Annotated in this window: 12 protein-coding genes; 10 read left to right on the top strand and 2 right to left on the bottom strand. The window is 68.8% G+C overall.

The annotated features are described in order from the left end of the window. Positions 1-13: 13 nt before the first annotated feature. Positions 14-898, top strand: coding sequence for a bile acid:sodium symporter family protein (locus tag OU415_RS12960; protein WP_270948945.1), 885 nt, complete (start codon positions 14-16; stop codon positions 896-898). Positions 899-986: 88 nt separating this feature from the next. Here the strand turns inward: OU415_RS12960 and OU415_RS12955 are convergent, their stop codons facing one another. Continuing rightward, complete coding sequence (locus OU415_RS12955; protein ID WP_270948944.1) at positions 987-1,478, bottom strand: DinB family protein; 492 nt, start codon at positions 1,476-1,478, stop codon at positions 987-989. 624 nt (positions 1,479-2,102) lie between these two features. Between OU415_RS12955 and OU415_RS12950 the strand changes: the two genes are divergently transcribed. Continuing rightward, positions 2,103-2,711 carry a TetR/AcrR family transcriptional regulator gene (locus tag OU415_RS12950; protein ID WP_270948943.1) on the top strand — a complete coding sequence of 203 codons (609 nt, stop codon included), beginning with the start codon at positions 2,103-2,105 and terminating at the stop codon, positions 2,709-2,711. Here the strand turns inward: OU415_RS12950 and OU415_RS12945 are convergent. Then, positions 2,698-3,498: an enoyl-CoA hydratase gene (locus tag OU415_RS12945; protein ID WP_270948942.1), complete on the bottom strand. Its 801-nt coding sequence runs from the start codon at positions 3,496-3,498 to the stop codon at positions 2,698-2,700. The genes OU415_RS12950 and OU415_RS12945 overlap by 14 nt on opposite strands. A gap of 149 nt (positions 3,499-3,647) precedes the next feature. On the opposite strand from OU415_RS12945, the gene OU415_RS12940 reads away from it, so the two are divergent. The 8 genes from OU415_RS12940 to OU415_RS12905 all read left to right on the top strand — a co-directional run bounded on the left by OU415_RS12940 (position 3,648) and on the right by OU415_RS12905 (position 14,326). After that, a complete protein-coding gene (locus tag OU415_RS12940; protein WP_270948941.1) occupies positions 3,648-5,078 on the top strand; it encodes an aldehyde dehydrogenase family protein in 1,431 nt (476 codons plus the stop codon). Between the two features lie 186 nt (positions 5,079-5,264). Then, positions 5,265-5,930 (top strand): FadR/GntR family transcriptional regulator, encoded by a 666-nt coding sequence (locus tag OU415_RS12935; RefSeq protein WP_270948940.1) that lies wholly within the window; start codon positions 5,265-5,267, stop codon positions 5,928-5,930. After that, a complete protein-coding gene (locus tag OU415_RS12930) occupies positions 5,927-8,077 on the top strand; it encodes an acetate--CoA ligase family protein (RefSeq protein ID WP_270948939.1) in 2,151 nt (716 codons plus the stop codon). The genes OU415_RS12935 and OU415_RS12930 overlap by 4 nt, the downstream gene beginning before the upstream one ends. Next, positions 8,067-8,903: an enoyl-CoA hydratase/isomerase family protein gene (locus OU415_RS12925; protein ID WP_270948938.1), complete on the top strand. Its 837-nt coding sequence runs from the start codon at positions 8,067-8,069 to the stop codon at positions 8,901-8,903. The genes OU415_RS12930 and OU415_RS12925 overlap by 11 nt, the downstream gene beginning before the upstream one ends. Beyond that, positions 8,900-9,820, top strand: a complete 921-nt coding sequence (locus tag OU415_RS12920) for an ABC transporter permease (protein WP_270948937.1) — start codon at positions 8,900-8,902, stop codon at positions 9,818-9,820. Before OU415_RS12925 ends, OU415_RS12920 begins: the two co-directional genes overlap by 4 nt. 10 nt (positions 9,821-9,830) lie before the next feature. Next, positions 9,831-10,724, top strand: a complete 894-nt coding sequence (locus tag OU415_RS12915) for an ABC transporter permease (protein ID WP_270948936.1) — start codon at positions 9,831-9,833, stop codon at positions 10,722-10,724. A gap of 28 nt (positions 10,725-10,752) precedes the next feature. Next, positions 10,753-13,335 (top strand): oligopeptide/dipeptide ABC transporter ATP-binding protein, encoded by a 2,583-nt coding sequence (locus OU415_RS12910; RefSeq protein ID WP_270948935.1) that lies wholly within the window; start codon positions 10,753-10,755, stop codon positions 13,333-13,335. Continuing rightward, positions 13,322-14,326 carry an ABC transporter ATP-binding protein gene (locus OU415_RS12905; RefSeq protein WP_270948934.1) on the top strand — a complete coding sequence of 335 codons (1,005 nt, stop codon included), beginning with the start codon at positions 13,322-13,324 and terminating at the stop codon, positions 14,324-14,326. Before OU415_RS12910 ends, OU415_RS12905 begins: the two co-directional genes overlap by 14 nt. Positions 14,327-14,334: the final 8 nt, after the last annotated feature.

Genomic DNA, 14,334 nt, shown 5'->3' with positions numbered 1-14,334 from the left:
GCGGGCAAGCGCCATGGACGCCCTGCACCTCGTCCTCAACGCGGTCACCGTGATCTTCATCGCGGCCACCATGTTCGCCGCCGGCCTGCGGGCCACCGTCCCGGCACTGCGCGGCGTCTTCGCCGACATTCCGCTTCTGCTGCTGGCGCTGATCGCCAACATGGTGGTCATCCCGCTGCTCGGCTGGGGCATCGGAGCACTGTTCGGTCTTCCCGCGGCTGCCTTCATCGCCCTCGTCCTGATCGCCTCGTCCCCGGGCGGCCCCTTCGGGGCGAAGCTGGCGACGGTGCAGCGAGGGGACGTCGTCGCGGGCGCGGCGATGCAGGTACTGCTCGCCTCCCTCGGCAGCCTCACCTTCGCCCCCACCGCCAACGCCATCCTCACCGTCGCCGACATCGGCACCAAGGTCTCCCTCGACGTCGGCGCGCTGGTGCGGACGGTGGCGCTCCTGCAACTCGTCCCGTTCGCCATCGGCCTGCTCCTGCGCCGCTACGCCGAACCCACCGCACAGTCATGGCAACCCGCGGCAGCCGCCGTCTCCAACACCACCTTCCTGATCGTGCTGGCAGGCATGCTGCTCGGCAGCTGGCGCGATGTCGCCGACCTCTTCGGCTCCCTCGCCCTGCTCGCCGGCTTCCTGCTCGCCGCATTCGCCTTCGCCGTGGGAACGCTGCTGGCCACCGGCCCGATCACACGCCGCACCACCATGGGAGGCGTCGCCTCAGTGCGCAATGCCGGCCCCGCCCTGGCCGCCATCGGCCTCGCCTTCGCCGACCAGCCCGCCGTCCTCGGCGCACTCGCCGCGATCCTCCTCAGCGGCCTGGCGGCAGCCCTCCCCATCGCCACACTGCTCAGCAAGCGCAGGAGTACCCCAGACGCTGCCGCTCCGGGCAACTGAGCTGCGGTGATTGGGCCTCAACTGCATTGAACGGGCTGTTGCCGTTTGTGCTGCTGGGGCTCGTGGCCGGTGGTTCTTCGGGGCTGGTTCAGGTTTGGTTTGCTGCTTCTGCTTGTTCTTTCAGGATGTCGTTGTGGCCTGCGTGGCGGGCGAACTCTTGGATCATGAGCAGGTAGATCCATCGGAGGGTCACCGTGCCGACCGAGGCGTGGTGGCGGGTGGCGTCCAGGTCTGCTTCTGCGGCGATCTCTCGGGCTCTGGTGCTGGCTCGTTCGAATTCCGCTATCACGTCGGCGAGCGTTTCGTCGTTGCCGACCGTGAAGCTGGCTTCGCCCACCATGGGGCCGTCGCATTCTGATTCCGGCAGGCCGCCCAGGATGTGCTGGAACCACTTCCGCTCTGCGAACGCTGCGTGCTTGATCAGGCCGATCGACGTCGTCCTGGACGGGACGAGGCGGCGGCGGGCCTCCGCTTCGGAGAGGCCTCGGACCGTGTCGATCAGTTCGGCTCGGGTGTGGTCGAGGACGTACTCGAGCATCTGGCGCTCGGGGCCGTCGGTGATGCGGGTCGGGACCTTCATGTCGTGCGCTTCCCTTCGTGGACAGCGTGGGGTCGCGGTTTCCGGTCGGTTGGGCTGGTGGTGCTGCTGGGGGTGCCGGATTCGGCGAGACGGCCGGTGAGCGGTGATGATGTCGCTCGCGGGCGAGTGGGCCGGTTGATCGGTTCGGTGGCGAACGCGGAATCCGGGCCGGGAGGGATGTCGTCGGCGGCCAGTGCCTGGGGTGCCGAGACGATGGGACCGGCTATACCCCGGACTTCGCGTCCGGGCTGCCGCAGAGGTCCCGCGGGGGTCAACGTACCACGGTGGAGGTGAGACCGGGGTTCCCGACGACGGGGGAACGCTTCCTGCGGGTGAAGCCGCGCACTGCCGCGGATGGTCTGCGGCGTAGTCGAGAGTCGTTGGGTGCCAAGGGCATTCCGGTCGGTTCGGGGCTGTTGGTGCTGCGGCCGGGTTCTGCTCTTCGACGTTGCCGGGTTGTCGAGGCGGCGGTGGTGCGTGTGAGCTCTGCCCGCCCGGTCGACGGGTTCGCGGGGGTCGCCGTACGCTGACCTGCGTGGGTTTGAAGGGGATCTCGAGTGGTGAGGGCTTTCGGTCGTGACGCGCGGGAGTGGTAGTTCTGGTTCGCGTCGGCCGGGACCCCAGGTGATCGTCGATGCCGCGGTTCGCTGCTTCTACCAGCACGGGTACGACGGGTCGTCGGTCCGGGACATCGCTCAAGAAGCCGGGGTGACCCCCGCCGCGCTCTACCACTACTACTCCTCCAAGCAGAACCTCCTGGTGGACATCATCGCCAGGTTCATGGCCAGTTCGATCGACAAGACCGAAGCCGCGCTGCGGCGGGCCGGCCCGGACCCGGTGGCGCGGTTGTTCGCCGCCGCGCAGGCGCACGTGCTCTGGAACGCGTCCGACGTGGCCTCCAGCTTCATAGTCAACAGCGAGATCAGGAGCCTCGAACCCGCACACCGCGAGCAGAACATCGCGCAGCGGGACAGGTTGCAGCGGCTCTTCGACGCGTGCGTGGAAGAAGGCTGCGCGGAAGGCGTTTTCACGGCTCCGTGGCCGCTCGAGGCGAGCCGAGCGGTCGTCGTCATGTGCACGTTCGTGGCTCGCTGGTACCGGGAATCCGGGCCGCTCAGCCCCGAGGAGATCGCGTGGCGCTACGGGCACATGGCCCTCTCCCTCGTCGGGGCGACGCGGGGCCCGCGGTTCGAACCGCCCACCTACGAGTCGGAGTCCGTCAACGCCCCGTGAACTGCGGGACGCGCTTCTCCACGAACGCTCTCGCCGCTTCTCGCCCGTCGTCGGACTCCACGCATTCGGTGTGCCGCCGGGCCTCGAGGTCGAGTGACCGGCCGAAGTCCGCGAACTCGCTGTCGACGAGGTTCTGCTTGATCCGCGAGACGGCGAGCGGCGCCGCGGTGGCGATCTTGCCGGCGATGCCGAACACCTCCGGCAGGAGGCGGTCCGCATCGAAGACGCGCGAGACGAGGCCGATCCGCTCGGCCTCGGCGGCGTCGAACGGCTCGGAGACCAGGTACTTCTCGCGCGCTCGGCCGTAGCCGATGATCCGGGGCAACGTCCACGTCCCGCCGAAGTCGCCCGAGAGCCCGGCGTTGAGGAACGCCACGTTGAACTTCGCCTTCGCCGAGGCGTAGCGGAGATCGCAGGCGCACGCCCACGACAACCCAGCGCCCGCGCACGCCCCGTTGATGGCGGCGATGGTCACGGCCGGCATCTCGTGCAGCAGCTTCGAAGTCTCCATGAACCGCCGCAGCAGCCCCGCGCGCGATTCGGGGTCGACGCCGTCGGTGACACCACCGCCAGCGCCCCGGGAGAGGTCGCCACCGGCGCAGAACGCGCGGCCCGCTCCGGTGAGGACCACCGCGCGGATCGAGGGATCGGCGGCGACGGTCTCCAGCGCGCGCGTCGCCTGCTCGAGCAGGTCAGCGGTCATCGAGTTGAGTCGTTCCGGTCGGTTCAGCGTCACCGCCGCGACGCCGTCCTGGACCCGCAGTTGGACAAGTTCGGGCTCGCTCACCGCAGCCGCCTCCAGACTTGGTCAAGCACTGATCAATCGTTTAGATCTATGACCACGTGGTGCAGCGATCATATGCATCAGGGTTGACAGATGTCTAAACAGTTGTTTAGAAATTGCATGACCGCGATCACATCTGGAGGGAGGGGCTCGTGCCAGTTCCCGAACACGGCCAGTTCATCGGCGGTGCGGCGAAACCCGTTGGCGGGCCGTCGATCGAGGTGGAGGACCCGGCTGCGCAGCGCGTCATCGCGACCGTCGCCGACGGGGGACCTGACGACGTCGACCGCGCCGTCGGGGCTGCGCGTGCGGCGTTCGGGAGGTGGGCTGCCACGTCCCCGGCGGACCGGGCCGCGCTGCTGCGCCGGGTCGCCAAGCTCCTCGAAGACCGCCGGGAGGAGATCGCCCAGCTCGTGACGGCCGAATTGGGGGCGCCGATCCGGATCTCCCGGTCCGTGCACGCGCAGCTGCCGATCACCGTCACCTCGACGACGGCCGACCTGCTCGCATCGCGCCCCTTCGCGGAGCAGCTCGGGAACTCGCTGGTCGTCCAGCAGCCGGTGGGCGTCGTCGCGGCCATCACCCCTTGGAACTTCCCGATGCACCAGGTGACCAGCAAGGTCGTCCCGGCGTTGGCGGCCGGTGCCTCGGTGGTGCTCAAGCCCAGCGAGCTCGCCCCGCTGTCGGCGCTGCTCCTCGCCGAGGTCCTGACCGATGCCGGCTTGCCGGACGGGGTGTTCAACGTCGTCACCGGCGGGCCGGCGGCCGGTCGAGCGCTGGTCGACCACGACGACGTGGACCTGGTCTCGTTCACCGGATCCGTCGAGGTCGGGCGGGCTGTCGCTGCCGCGGCCGCGCGCACGGTCAAGCGCGTGACGCTCGAACTCGGTGGGAAGTCGGCGAGTCTCGTCCTTCCCGACGCCGACATCCCGACGGCCGTGAAGGTCAGCGTCGCGAACGCGTTCTTCAACTCCGGGCAGGCGTGCAACGCGTGGACGCGGATGCTCGTGCCGGTCGACGAGCTGGAACGCGTGAACGAGCTGGCGCTGGCGGCCGCGGCGAAGCACGCGGTGGGGGATCCGGCCGACGACGGGACGCGCATGGGGCCGGTGATCAGCGATCGGCAGCGGGAACGCGTGAGGGAGTTCATCCGCACCGGCTTGAGCGAGGGCGCGCGACTGCTCGTGGGTGGCGAGGTGCCACCGGACGGGGTGGACCGCGGTTACTTCGTGCGGCCGACGGTGTTCACCGATGTGGACCCGGCGTCCACCATCGCGCAGGAGGAGATCTTCGGTCCGGTCCTGTCCATCATCGGCTACCAGGACGAGGACCACGCCGTCGAGATCGCGAACGGCACGCGGTACGGGCTCGGCGGCTCGGTCTGGTCGCAGGACACCGACCGCGCCGTGCGCGTGGCCCAGCGGATCCGCACCGGGCAGGTCGACGTCAACGGCGCGCCCTTCAACCCGGCCGCGCCCTTCGGCGGGTTCAAGTTCTCCGGATACGGAAGGGAACTCGGCGTGCACGGCATGGCCGAGTACCTGGAAACGCAGTCGATCCAGCTTCCCGCAGCCGGTGGCTGAGCGGAGCTGATCCAGTTCGAAATCGGTCCCGAACCGGGTTTTCCGGTGCGGGGCGGCGCAATCGCGCACCGCGTTGTAGGACAACCCTACGTCCGATGACCGGTTCACCGGTGGTCGAAAGCCGAAGGGGCGCTCGAGGTGGCGAAGTGGATTCGGTTGGAACGAGGAACCCTGTCGGACGACATCGTGGCCGATCTGCGCGGCAAGATCGCCGCCGGCGAGCTCGTGCCGGGCGCGAAGCTCCCCAACGAGATGGAGCTCGCCAAGTCCTACGGAGTTGCTCGGGGAACGGTGCGGGAAGCCGTCAAAGCGCTCACCTTGATGCGGTTGTTCGAGCGGAGCACCGCGGGCACCTTCGTCACGGCGGAAGCCCCGGGGCACGTTCCGGACGACTCGCTCGTCGACATCACGTCCGAGGACCCGGATTGTTCCTCGCTCTACGAATCACGAATTCTGTTGGAAAAGCACGTGATCCTGCTTGCGTGCGAGCGGGCGACCGAGCATGATCTCGCTCAGATCCGTGCAGCGCTCGAGCGCGCCGAAAGGGCCGCGAACCGGGTCGCCGCGCTCGAAGCGGACCTCGAATACCACCACGCATTGGCGGAGGCCGCGCACAGCCCGGTGCTGCGGTACCTGTACATGGTCACCACGGACGCGATCGCCCGCGCCTATCAGACCTTCCTCCCCCTCTACACCGAGCCCAACTCGGCGGATTGGGGACTTGCGAACCACAAGGAGATCGCTCGCGCGATCGAGCAGCAGGATTCCGGAACCGCGCAACGCATCGCGGAGGAATCCCTCGAACGCGCGGCGGCCTGGGTGAAAGACATGGTCAGACTTTCCAGTCGATGAGGACAGGGAGAATCCCGGTGGGTCATTACCTCAATGCTCTGTTTGCCCCGAAAAGCGTTGCGATCATCGGTGTTTCGGCGAGCTCGAGGCGGAGCGGCAACGTTTTCCTCGACCGGCTCCGGAAGAACGGGTTCGAAGGCCGCGCGTACGCCGTGGGGCGCAACGGCGGCGTCGTCGACGGTGAGCAGATCTACCGTTCGGTGGCGGACCTCCCCGAAGTGCCGGACCTGGTCTTCGGCGCGGTCGGCGCGCAGGCGACACCGCAGGCGATGATCGATGCGGCGAAGGCCGGGGTCCAGGTCGGCATCGTGTTCACGGCGGGCTTCGCCGAGATGAGCTCCGATGGTGCCGAGGTCCAGCGCGACATGGTGGCGCGCTGCAACGAGCTCGGCATGCGCGTCGTCGGTCCGAACTGCATGGGCGTGTTCAGCACCGGCAGCCGGATGAACCTGACGGACGTCGAGAGCCTCGACCCGGGGCCGATCGGATTCGCCTCGCAGAGCGGCAACATCGCGCTCAGCGTGTTCGACGTGGCCAAGCGGCACGATCTCGGCTTCCAGACGTTCGTCAGCTTCGGCAACCAGGCCGACATCCCCGTCGCCGACTACGTCGAGCACATGGCGCAGGACGACGCGGTGGAGATCATCCTGCTCTACCTGGAGAGCCTGCAGGAGAACGTCGGTCCCGACTTCATCGCGCGGTGCCGCGCCGTAGCCGCCCGCAAGCCGATCGTGGCCATCAAGGGAGGCGTGACCGACGCCGGCCGCCGCGCGGCCGCCTCGCACACCTCGCGGTTGTCCGCGGCCGAGGACATCTACGACGCGGCGTTCGAGCAGGCCGGGATCGTGCAGGTCCGGGACCTCGACCACGTGGTGGCGGTCGTCGAGGCGCTGCTGCGCTGCCCGCCGATGAAGGGCGGCAACGTCGCGATCGTCGGCTCGGGCGGCGGACATTCGACGGTCGGCACCGACGCCGTCGAACGTGCCGGGTTGACGGTCCCGGCCTTCGACCAGGAGCTGAAGGACACTTTCGGCGGGTACCTGCCGCCGTGGGCCCCGATGTCGAACCCGGTGGACATGACCGGCGGGTTCACCGAGGACCTCACGCTGTTCCAGACCCTGATGCGCTACCCGCTGAGCAAACCGGAGTTCCACGGCGGTCTCAGCTACGGGCTGTACGGCGAGGGCTGGCGTCCGGGCCTGGTCGACGACAACGGGCTCACGTTCCGGACCGCGGCGCCGCTCTTCGCCGCTCTGCAACGAGAACTGGGCAAGCCGATCGTCTTCTACACGCCCTTCGCGAAGGACTTCGAGGAGTCGTTCTCCGAGATGCGCCGCAGCGGTGTGCCGTGCTACGGCTCGCTCGCGGAAGCCGCAGCCGGATTGGCGGCGCTGCAGAAGCGCGGCGCTTTCCTGGCGCGACTCGACGGTCTGCAGAGGACCGAACCGGATCCGCGACAGCCCGGCGCCGGTTCGGGATTCACGCTCACCGAGCACGAATCCCTCCAGAAGATCGCCGCCGCCGGGGTTCCCGCGGTTCGCCAGGAACTGGTGTCCTCCGCCGAAGAAGCGGTGGCGGCAGCGGACGCGATGGGGTACCCCGTCGTCCTGAAGGCCCAGCTGACCGATGTGGCGCACAAGTCGGACGTGAACGGCGTCCGGCTCGGCCTGACGACGGCCGACGAGGTGGCGGCCGCGTTCCAGCAGATGAGCTCGATCCCCGGCGCGGGCGGGGCGGTCGACTGCACGGTGTCGCAGCAGATCACCGGGGACCGAGAGCTCCTGCTCGGCATCCGCAAGGACGTGACCTTCGGCCACACCGTCGTCATCGGCGTCGGCGGCGTCCTGACCGAGGTGGCCGCGCGCGTCGCCGTGCTGATCCCGCCGCTCGACGCTGCCGAGTTCGCCGCCGCGATCGAGCGATCGCCGGTGGCCGCCTACTTGGGCGCCTGGCGGGGGAGACCAGCGGTCGACCTCCAGGAGCTCCACCGCCAGGTCACCGCGCTGCACGAGATGTGCCGCGCCGACGAGTCCGTCGAGAGCGTCGACATCAACCCGCTCATGGCGGTGGGAAGCGACCTCCGGGCCGCGGACGCCGCAGTTGTTCTCGAATCCGAGCCGGCACGAGGAGTCCACGATGTCCGATGAACGGGTCATCAGCGAGCTGTCGCAAGGCGTGCTGACCATCTGGCTGAACAATCCGGACAAGCTCAACGCGCTCACCTACCCGATGTACGACGAGATCGGGCGGCTGGTCGAGCAGGCCGCCCAGGACGCCAGCTGCCGCGCGATCGTCCTGCGCGGCAAGGGACGTGCGTTCTCGGCCGGTTTCGACCTGGCCCACCAGGTGGCCGACTCGGACGTCGAGTCGAAGATCGACCGGCTCCGCTCCGGCTCCAACCGGGTCCGCTGGGCGATCTGGAACTCGCCCAAGCCCGTCGTGGCCGCCGTCCACGGGTACTGCCTCGCCGGTGCCTTCGAACTCGTGCTGCCTGCGGACTTCACCATCGCGGCGGAGTCCTGCGAGCTCGGCGAGCCGGAGATCCAGTTCGGCGACGGCGCCGCGTTCCTCATGGTGCCCTGGATGATGAACCACAAGCAGGCCAAGGAAGTCCTGCTGCTCGGCGATCGGTTCGACGCCACCGAAGCGCACCGCATCGGCCTGGTGTCGGAGGTCGTCGCCGACGAGCGATTCGACGAACGCGTGCACGAGGTCGCCGACCGGCTGCGCAAGCTCCCCTCCGGTGCGCTGCGCGTCACCAAGCAGGGGATCAACCGCGTGTACGAGACCGCCGGGATGGTCGCGCACATGGACAGCTGGGTGGACACCGTGGTCCACCTGTCCTCCTTCGAGGACGAGGTGACCAGGGAGTTCAAGCGGCAGGTCGAGACGAACGGCCCGAAGCGGGCAGCCGCGTGGCGGGCCGAGTACTACCAGCCGACCCCTCGCGTCCCGAGGTCTGCGCAGCCATGACGAAACTGCTGGTCAAGCACATCGCGATCGGGATCGTGGTCATCTTCGGCGCGCTGACGCTCACCTTCGTCCTCGCCAGGATGAGCGGAGACCCGACCGGTCTCATCCTGCCCCAGGACGCCAGCGCCGAACAGCGCGCCCAGCTGCGGTCGCAGCTGGGGATCGACCGGCCGCTGCTGGAGCAGTACCTCGCCTACCTCGGTGGGGCGGTGCGAGGCGATCTCGGTGATTCCTACTTCGACAGCTCCTCGGTGTCGGCCGTCGTCCTGAGGTACCTGCCGAACACGGCCATCCTCGCGGTGTCGTCGTTCGTGCTGACGGTGCTGGTCGCCGTTCCGCTGGGCACGCTGGCCGCGGTTCGCCGGGGCGGCGTCCTGGACCGCCTGGTCCAGGCGGTCGCGGTGGTCGGGAACTCGGTGCCTGCCTTCTGGTCGGGGCTCCTGCTGCTGCAGGTCTTCGCGGTCAACCTGGGTTGGCTGCCGACGTTCGGCACGGTGGGCGTGGCGAGCCTGATCCTGCCGACCGTCAACCTGATGCTCTTCCTCTTCCCGCAGATGGCGCGGCTCACCCGCGCCTCGGTCCTCGACGTGCTGCCGATGCCGTACGTCGACACCGCCCGGACCAAGGGGGCGGGCGAGTTCCGGGTGCTGACGGTGCACGTGCTCCGCAACGGACTGCTGCCGGTGCTCGCCCTGGGCGGGGTCCAGTTCGGCAGCCTGTTCGGCGGCGCGGTGCTGACCGAGACCGTGTTCGCCTGGCCCGGGATCGGCACCCTGGCGGTCCGGTCGATCAGCCGGAGCGATTTCCCGGTGGTCCAGGGAATCGTCGTCTACGTCGCCGTGATCTTCGCGATCGTCACGGTCCTGACCGAGGTGTTGGCCCGCGCCGCCAACCCGCGGCTGAGAACAGCCGCGTGAGGAGAACTCGATGACCACGACCATTCGAGCGAGCGCACCCACCGGGGCATCGGAGAGCGTCCGCAGGCTTCGCGGCGCCCTGCGCAACCGGGTGCTCACGGCGATCGCGGCGATCGTCCTGCTGGGCTTCGCCGTCATCACGTTCTTCGGCGACCGGCTGGCCCCGATGGATCCCGGCGAGCAGCAGATCAGGAGCCGGTTCCTGCCGCCGGGCAGCGAAACGGCCGCGGGGACCCACGTCTTCGGCACCGACGCGCTGGGCCGCGACATCTGGTCCCTGGTGCTGGCCGGGGCGCACACGATCGTCCTGCAGTCGGTCCTCGCCGTCGCGATCGGCACGGCGGTGGGCGCCCTGCTCGGGCTGGTGTGCGGCTACCGCGGCGGCAAGCTCGGGGACCTCCTCGTCCTGCTGACCAACCTCCAGCTGTCCTTCCCGTTCTTCCTCCTCGCCCTGGCCGTCGTCGGGATCCTGGGCGCGAGCTTCTGGCTCGTCGTCCTCGTCGTCGCACTCGCGTCCTGGGTCGAGATCGCCCGGGTGGTCCAGGTGGAGACCCGCCGGGTGTGCCAGCTCGAGTACGTCCTCGCCGTGCGCGTGATGCGCGGATCGGGTTGGCGGATCGTCCTGCGGCACGTCCTGCCGAACGTCGTCTCGTCGATCCTCGTGCTGGGGAGCCTCGCGTTCGGCACGGCGATCGTCATCATCTCGGGGCTCGGCTTCATCGGGCTCTCGGCGCCGGCGGCGTCCCCCGGCTGGGGAGAAATGCTGAGCGACGGACGCGAGTACATGGCCTCGGCGTGGTGGATCACCGTCGTCCCCGGAGTCGCGATCTTCCTGCTCGTGCTCAGCGTGAACATCATCAGCGAAGCGATCCGGGACCGCTTCGACCCGCACGCGGGTTCCTAGAAACTTCCGCACACCAAGGAGATTCCAGATGAGACGCAGAACAAGGCTCGCGGCGGCGGTCGCTGCCGCGGCCCTCACCGCGGGCACCGCGGCGTGCTCGGTCGAGGACAGCTCGGCGGGTAGCGGGAACGGCACGATCAAGGTCGCGCTGAGCGCCGGGGTGGACATGCTCGACCCGCAGCGCTCGTCCAGCGGGCCGGACCTCGCCGTGATGAACCAGATCTACGAGACCTTGCTCGACATGGACACGACCACGCACCAGCTGAAGCCGAAGCTCGCCACGTCGTGGAACCTGGTCAACGACACGACCTGGCGGTTCGAGCTGCGCCAGGGCGTCAAGTTCACCAACGGGGAACCGTTCAACGCCCAGGCGGTCAAGTACTCGATCGAGCGCATCCTGGACCCGAAGACGACCTCGTCGGTGAGCGCCAGCCAGATCTCGTCCATCGCGCAGGTCAACGTCGTCGACGACGACACCGTCGACATCGTCACCAAGTACCCGAATCCCTCGCTGCCGCTGCGGATGCAGCCCAACGGCGGCACCGGCCGGGTCTACATCGTGCCGCCGAAGTACTTCAGCGAGTCCGATTTCGGCACCGTCGCGGACAAGCCGGTGGGCACCGGTCCGTACAAGCTGGACGCCTGGAACAAGGGCCAGTCGGTGACGCTGTCCCAGAACCCCGAGTACTGGGGCGAGAAACCGGACGTGAAGGGCGCGACCTACTCGTTCGTGCCGGAGTCCAAGACGCGGGTCGACGCCCTGCGCGCGGGCGAGGTGGACCTGATCGAGCGGATCCCGGTCGAGGAGGTGCAGAACGTCGAGGACGCGGACGGCGTGCACGTCGCCTCCAGCCCCAACGGGCTCGTCTACACCGTCCTCCTCGACATGCGCGAAGCGCCGTTCAACGACCCGAAGGTGCGCGAAGCGTTCGTGCACGCCGTCGACGTCAAGGGCATCGTCGACGAACTGCTCAAGGGCCACGGGCGGGCGCTCAGCGTCCCGATGAGCCCGAACGTCAAGCAGTACGACAACTCCATCCAGCCGTACTCCTTCGACCCGGCGAAGTCCGAGGAACTGCTGAAGGAAGCGGGATTCCCGGACAAGCTGACCGTCGAGACCAAGACCTCGGAAGGCCGGTACCCGGCCGACAAGCAGATCTACGAGGCGATGAACCAGCAGCTGAACCAGGCCGGTGCAGAAGGTCGAGTGGGCCCGGCTGATCAACCAGATGACCAGCGGCAGCGCGGGCCCCTTCTACATCATCGGCTGGGACTTCGGCGAGGAGGACGCCAGCAAGCTGGACTCCTTCATCAAGACCACCGCGACCTCCAGCATCGCCCGGCTCCCCGAGTACGACGCGCTGTCCGACCAGGCCAACCGGACCACGGACGAGGCGAAGAACCGCGAGCTCTGGCAGCAGGCCCAGAAGGTCATCCACGACAACTACGCCGTGGGCGCCATGTGGCAGGCGGACGCCATGTACGGCCTCCGGGACGGCTTGGAGTGGAAGCCGGAACTCGGCGAAGGAATCTTCCTCAAGGACATCAAGCTCAAGTGAGGGCGAAACGTCCAGCGAGTCGTCGCGGGAAAGGAGGGGACATGACCTCACCGGAGCACGGCGGGGAAGGCCCGCTGCTGGTGGTCGAGCAGCTCTCGGTCGAATTCGCCACCCCGCGGGGCGAGGTCGCGGCGGTGAACGACTTCGGGTTGTCGGTCGACCGCGGCGGCTCGGTGGCGATCGTCGGCGAGTCGGGTTCGGGGAAGTCCGCGGCGATGCGCGCGGTGCTGGGCCTGCACCAGCAGAGCAGGCGGGTGCGGATCCGGGGAACGGTCACCTTCGACGGGGTGGACCTGACCGGCGTCTCGAAGCGGCAGCTGCGCGAGATCCGCGGCGACCGGATGGCGCTGATCGCGCAGGACGCGCTGTCCTCGCTCAACCCGTCGCTGACCGTCGGCTACCAGATCATCGAGGCGCTGCGCATCAGGAAGGGGTGGAATGCGGCGCGGTGCCGGCAGCGCGCGGTCGAACTCCTCGACATGGTGGGGATTCCGTCGGCGGCGGAGCGCCTCAAGGACTACCCCCACCAGTTCTCCGGCGGGATGCGGCAGCGGGTTCTGATCGCGACCGGGCTCGCGCTCGACCCGGACCTGCTGATCGCCGACGAACCGACCACGGCGCTCGACGTGACGATCCAGGCGCAGATCCTGCAGCTGCTGCGCGATCTGCGCGAGGAGACCGGCATGGCGCTCGTGATCATCACCCACGACATGGGCGTCGTCGCGGAGATCGCGGAACGCGTCGCGGTGATGTACGCGGGCCGCGTGGTCGAATCCGGCGGGATGCGCGACGTCTTCAACTCGCCGCGCCACCCCTACACCGAAGGCCTGCTCAACGCCGTACCCCGCTCGGACCGCCGCTCGGAACGCCTCGTGTCGATCCCCGGCTCGCCGCCGAGCCCGACGAACTGGCCGAGCGGATGCCGGTTCCACACCCGCTGCGCCTACGCGCGCGACGAGTGCGCGTCGGTTCCGGTCGGCCTCGAACCGGTCGGGCCGGGCCACGACTCCGCCTGCCGATACTGGGAGGAGAACTTCCGTGCTGTCAGCTGAGGCGAGCATCGCCGCCGAGGACCGGGTGGTGGACCCGGTGCTGTCGGCGGACGACCTGGTGAAGTCCTATCCCGGTCACCGCAAGGGCGACCTCGTCCAAGCCGTCCGGGGCGTCTCGCTGAGCGTCCCGGCAGGCAAGACGATCGGTGTCGTCGGTGAGTCCGGGTGCGGCAAGTCGACGTTGGCGCGACTGCTGGTCGGGCTGGAAGAACCGACCAGCGGCTCGGTGTCCATCACCGGGCAGCGGGTGGACCGCGTCGGGCGGCGCCAGCGGGACGCGTTGATGCGGCGCGTGCAGATGGTCTTCCAGTCGCCGTTCACCTCGCTCGACCCGCGGATGACGGTGCTGCAGATCATCCGCGAACCGCTGGACGTGATGCGTCCGCGGGGATCGCGCGCCGAACGCGTTCGACGTGCCGAAGAGCTGATGGACGCCGTCGGTCTGCCCGACTACCTCGCGGACCGGCGACCCGGTGAGCTCTCCGGCGGCCAGCTGCAGCGCGTCGGTCTGGCCCGCGCCCTGGCCTCGGGCTCGGACGTGGTGATCTGCGACGAACCGGTCTCCGCGCTCGACGTGTCGATCCAGGCGCAGGTGATCAACCTGCTGAAGGACCTGCAGGAGCAGCTCGGCGTCGCCTACATCTTCATTGCGCACAACCTGAGCGTGGTCGCGACCATCTCGGACTACATCGCGGTGATGTACCTGGGGCGAGTCGTGGAGTACGGCTCCACCGACGACATCTACGACGACCCGAAGCACCCCTACACGAAGGCGCTCCTGTCGTCGGCGCCCGTGCCCGTCCCCGACGCGAACGCGCAGGAGTCGCGGATCGTGCTCGAGGGGGACCTCCCCTCACCCGCGAAAGTGCCGTCCGGCTGCGCTTTTCGCACCCGGTGCTGGAAGGCGCAGGACATCTGCGCATCGCAGGACCCCGCGCTCGAGCAGTCGGATTCCGCGGCGCGCTCGGTCGCGTGCCACTTCCCCGAGTGACCTTCTTC

Origin of the sequence: Saccharopolyspora oryzae, assembly GCF_027853915.1 — a bacterium.
In the GTDB taxonomy this organism is placed as follows: Bacteria; Actinomycetota; Actinomycetes; order Mycobacteriales; family Pseudonocardiaceae; genus Saccharopolyspora; species Saccharopolyspora oryzae.
This window is presented reverse-complemented; position numbering and strand designations above follow the sequence as displayed.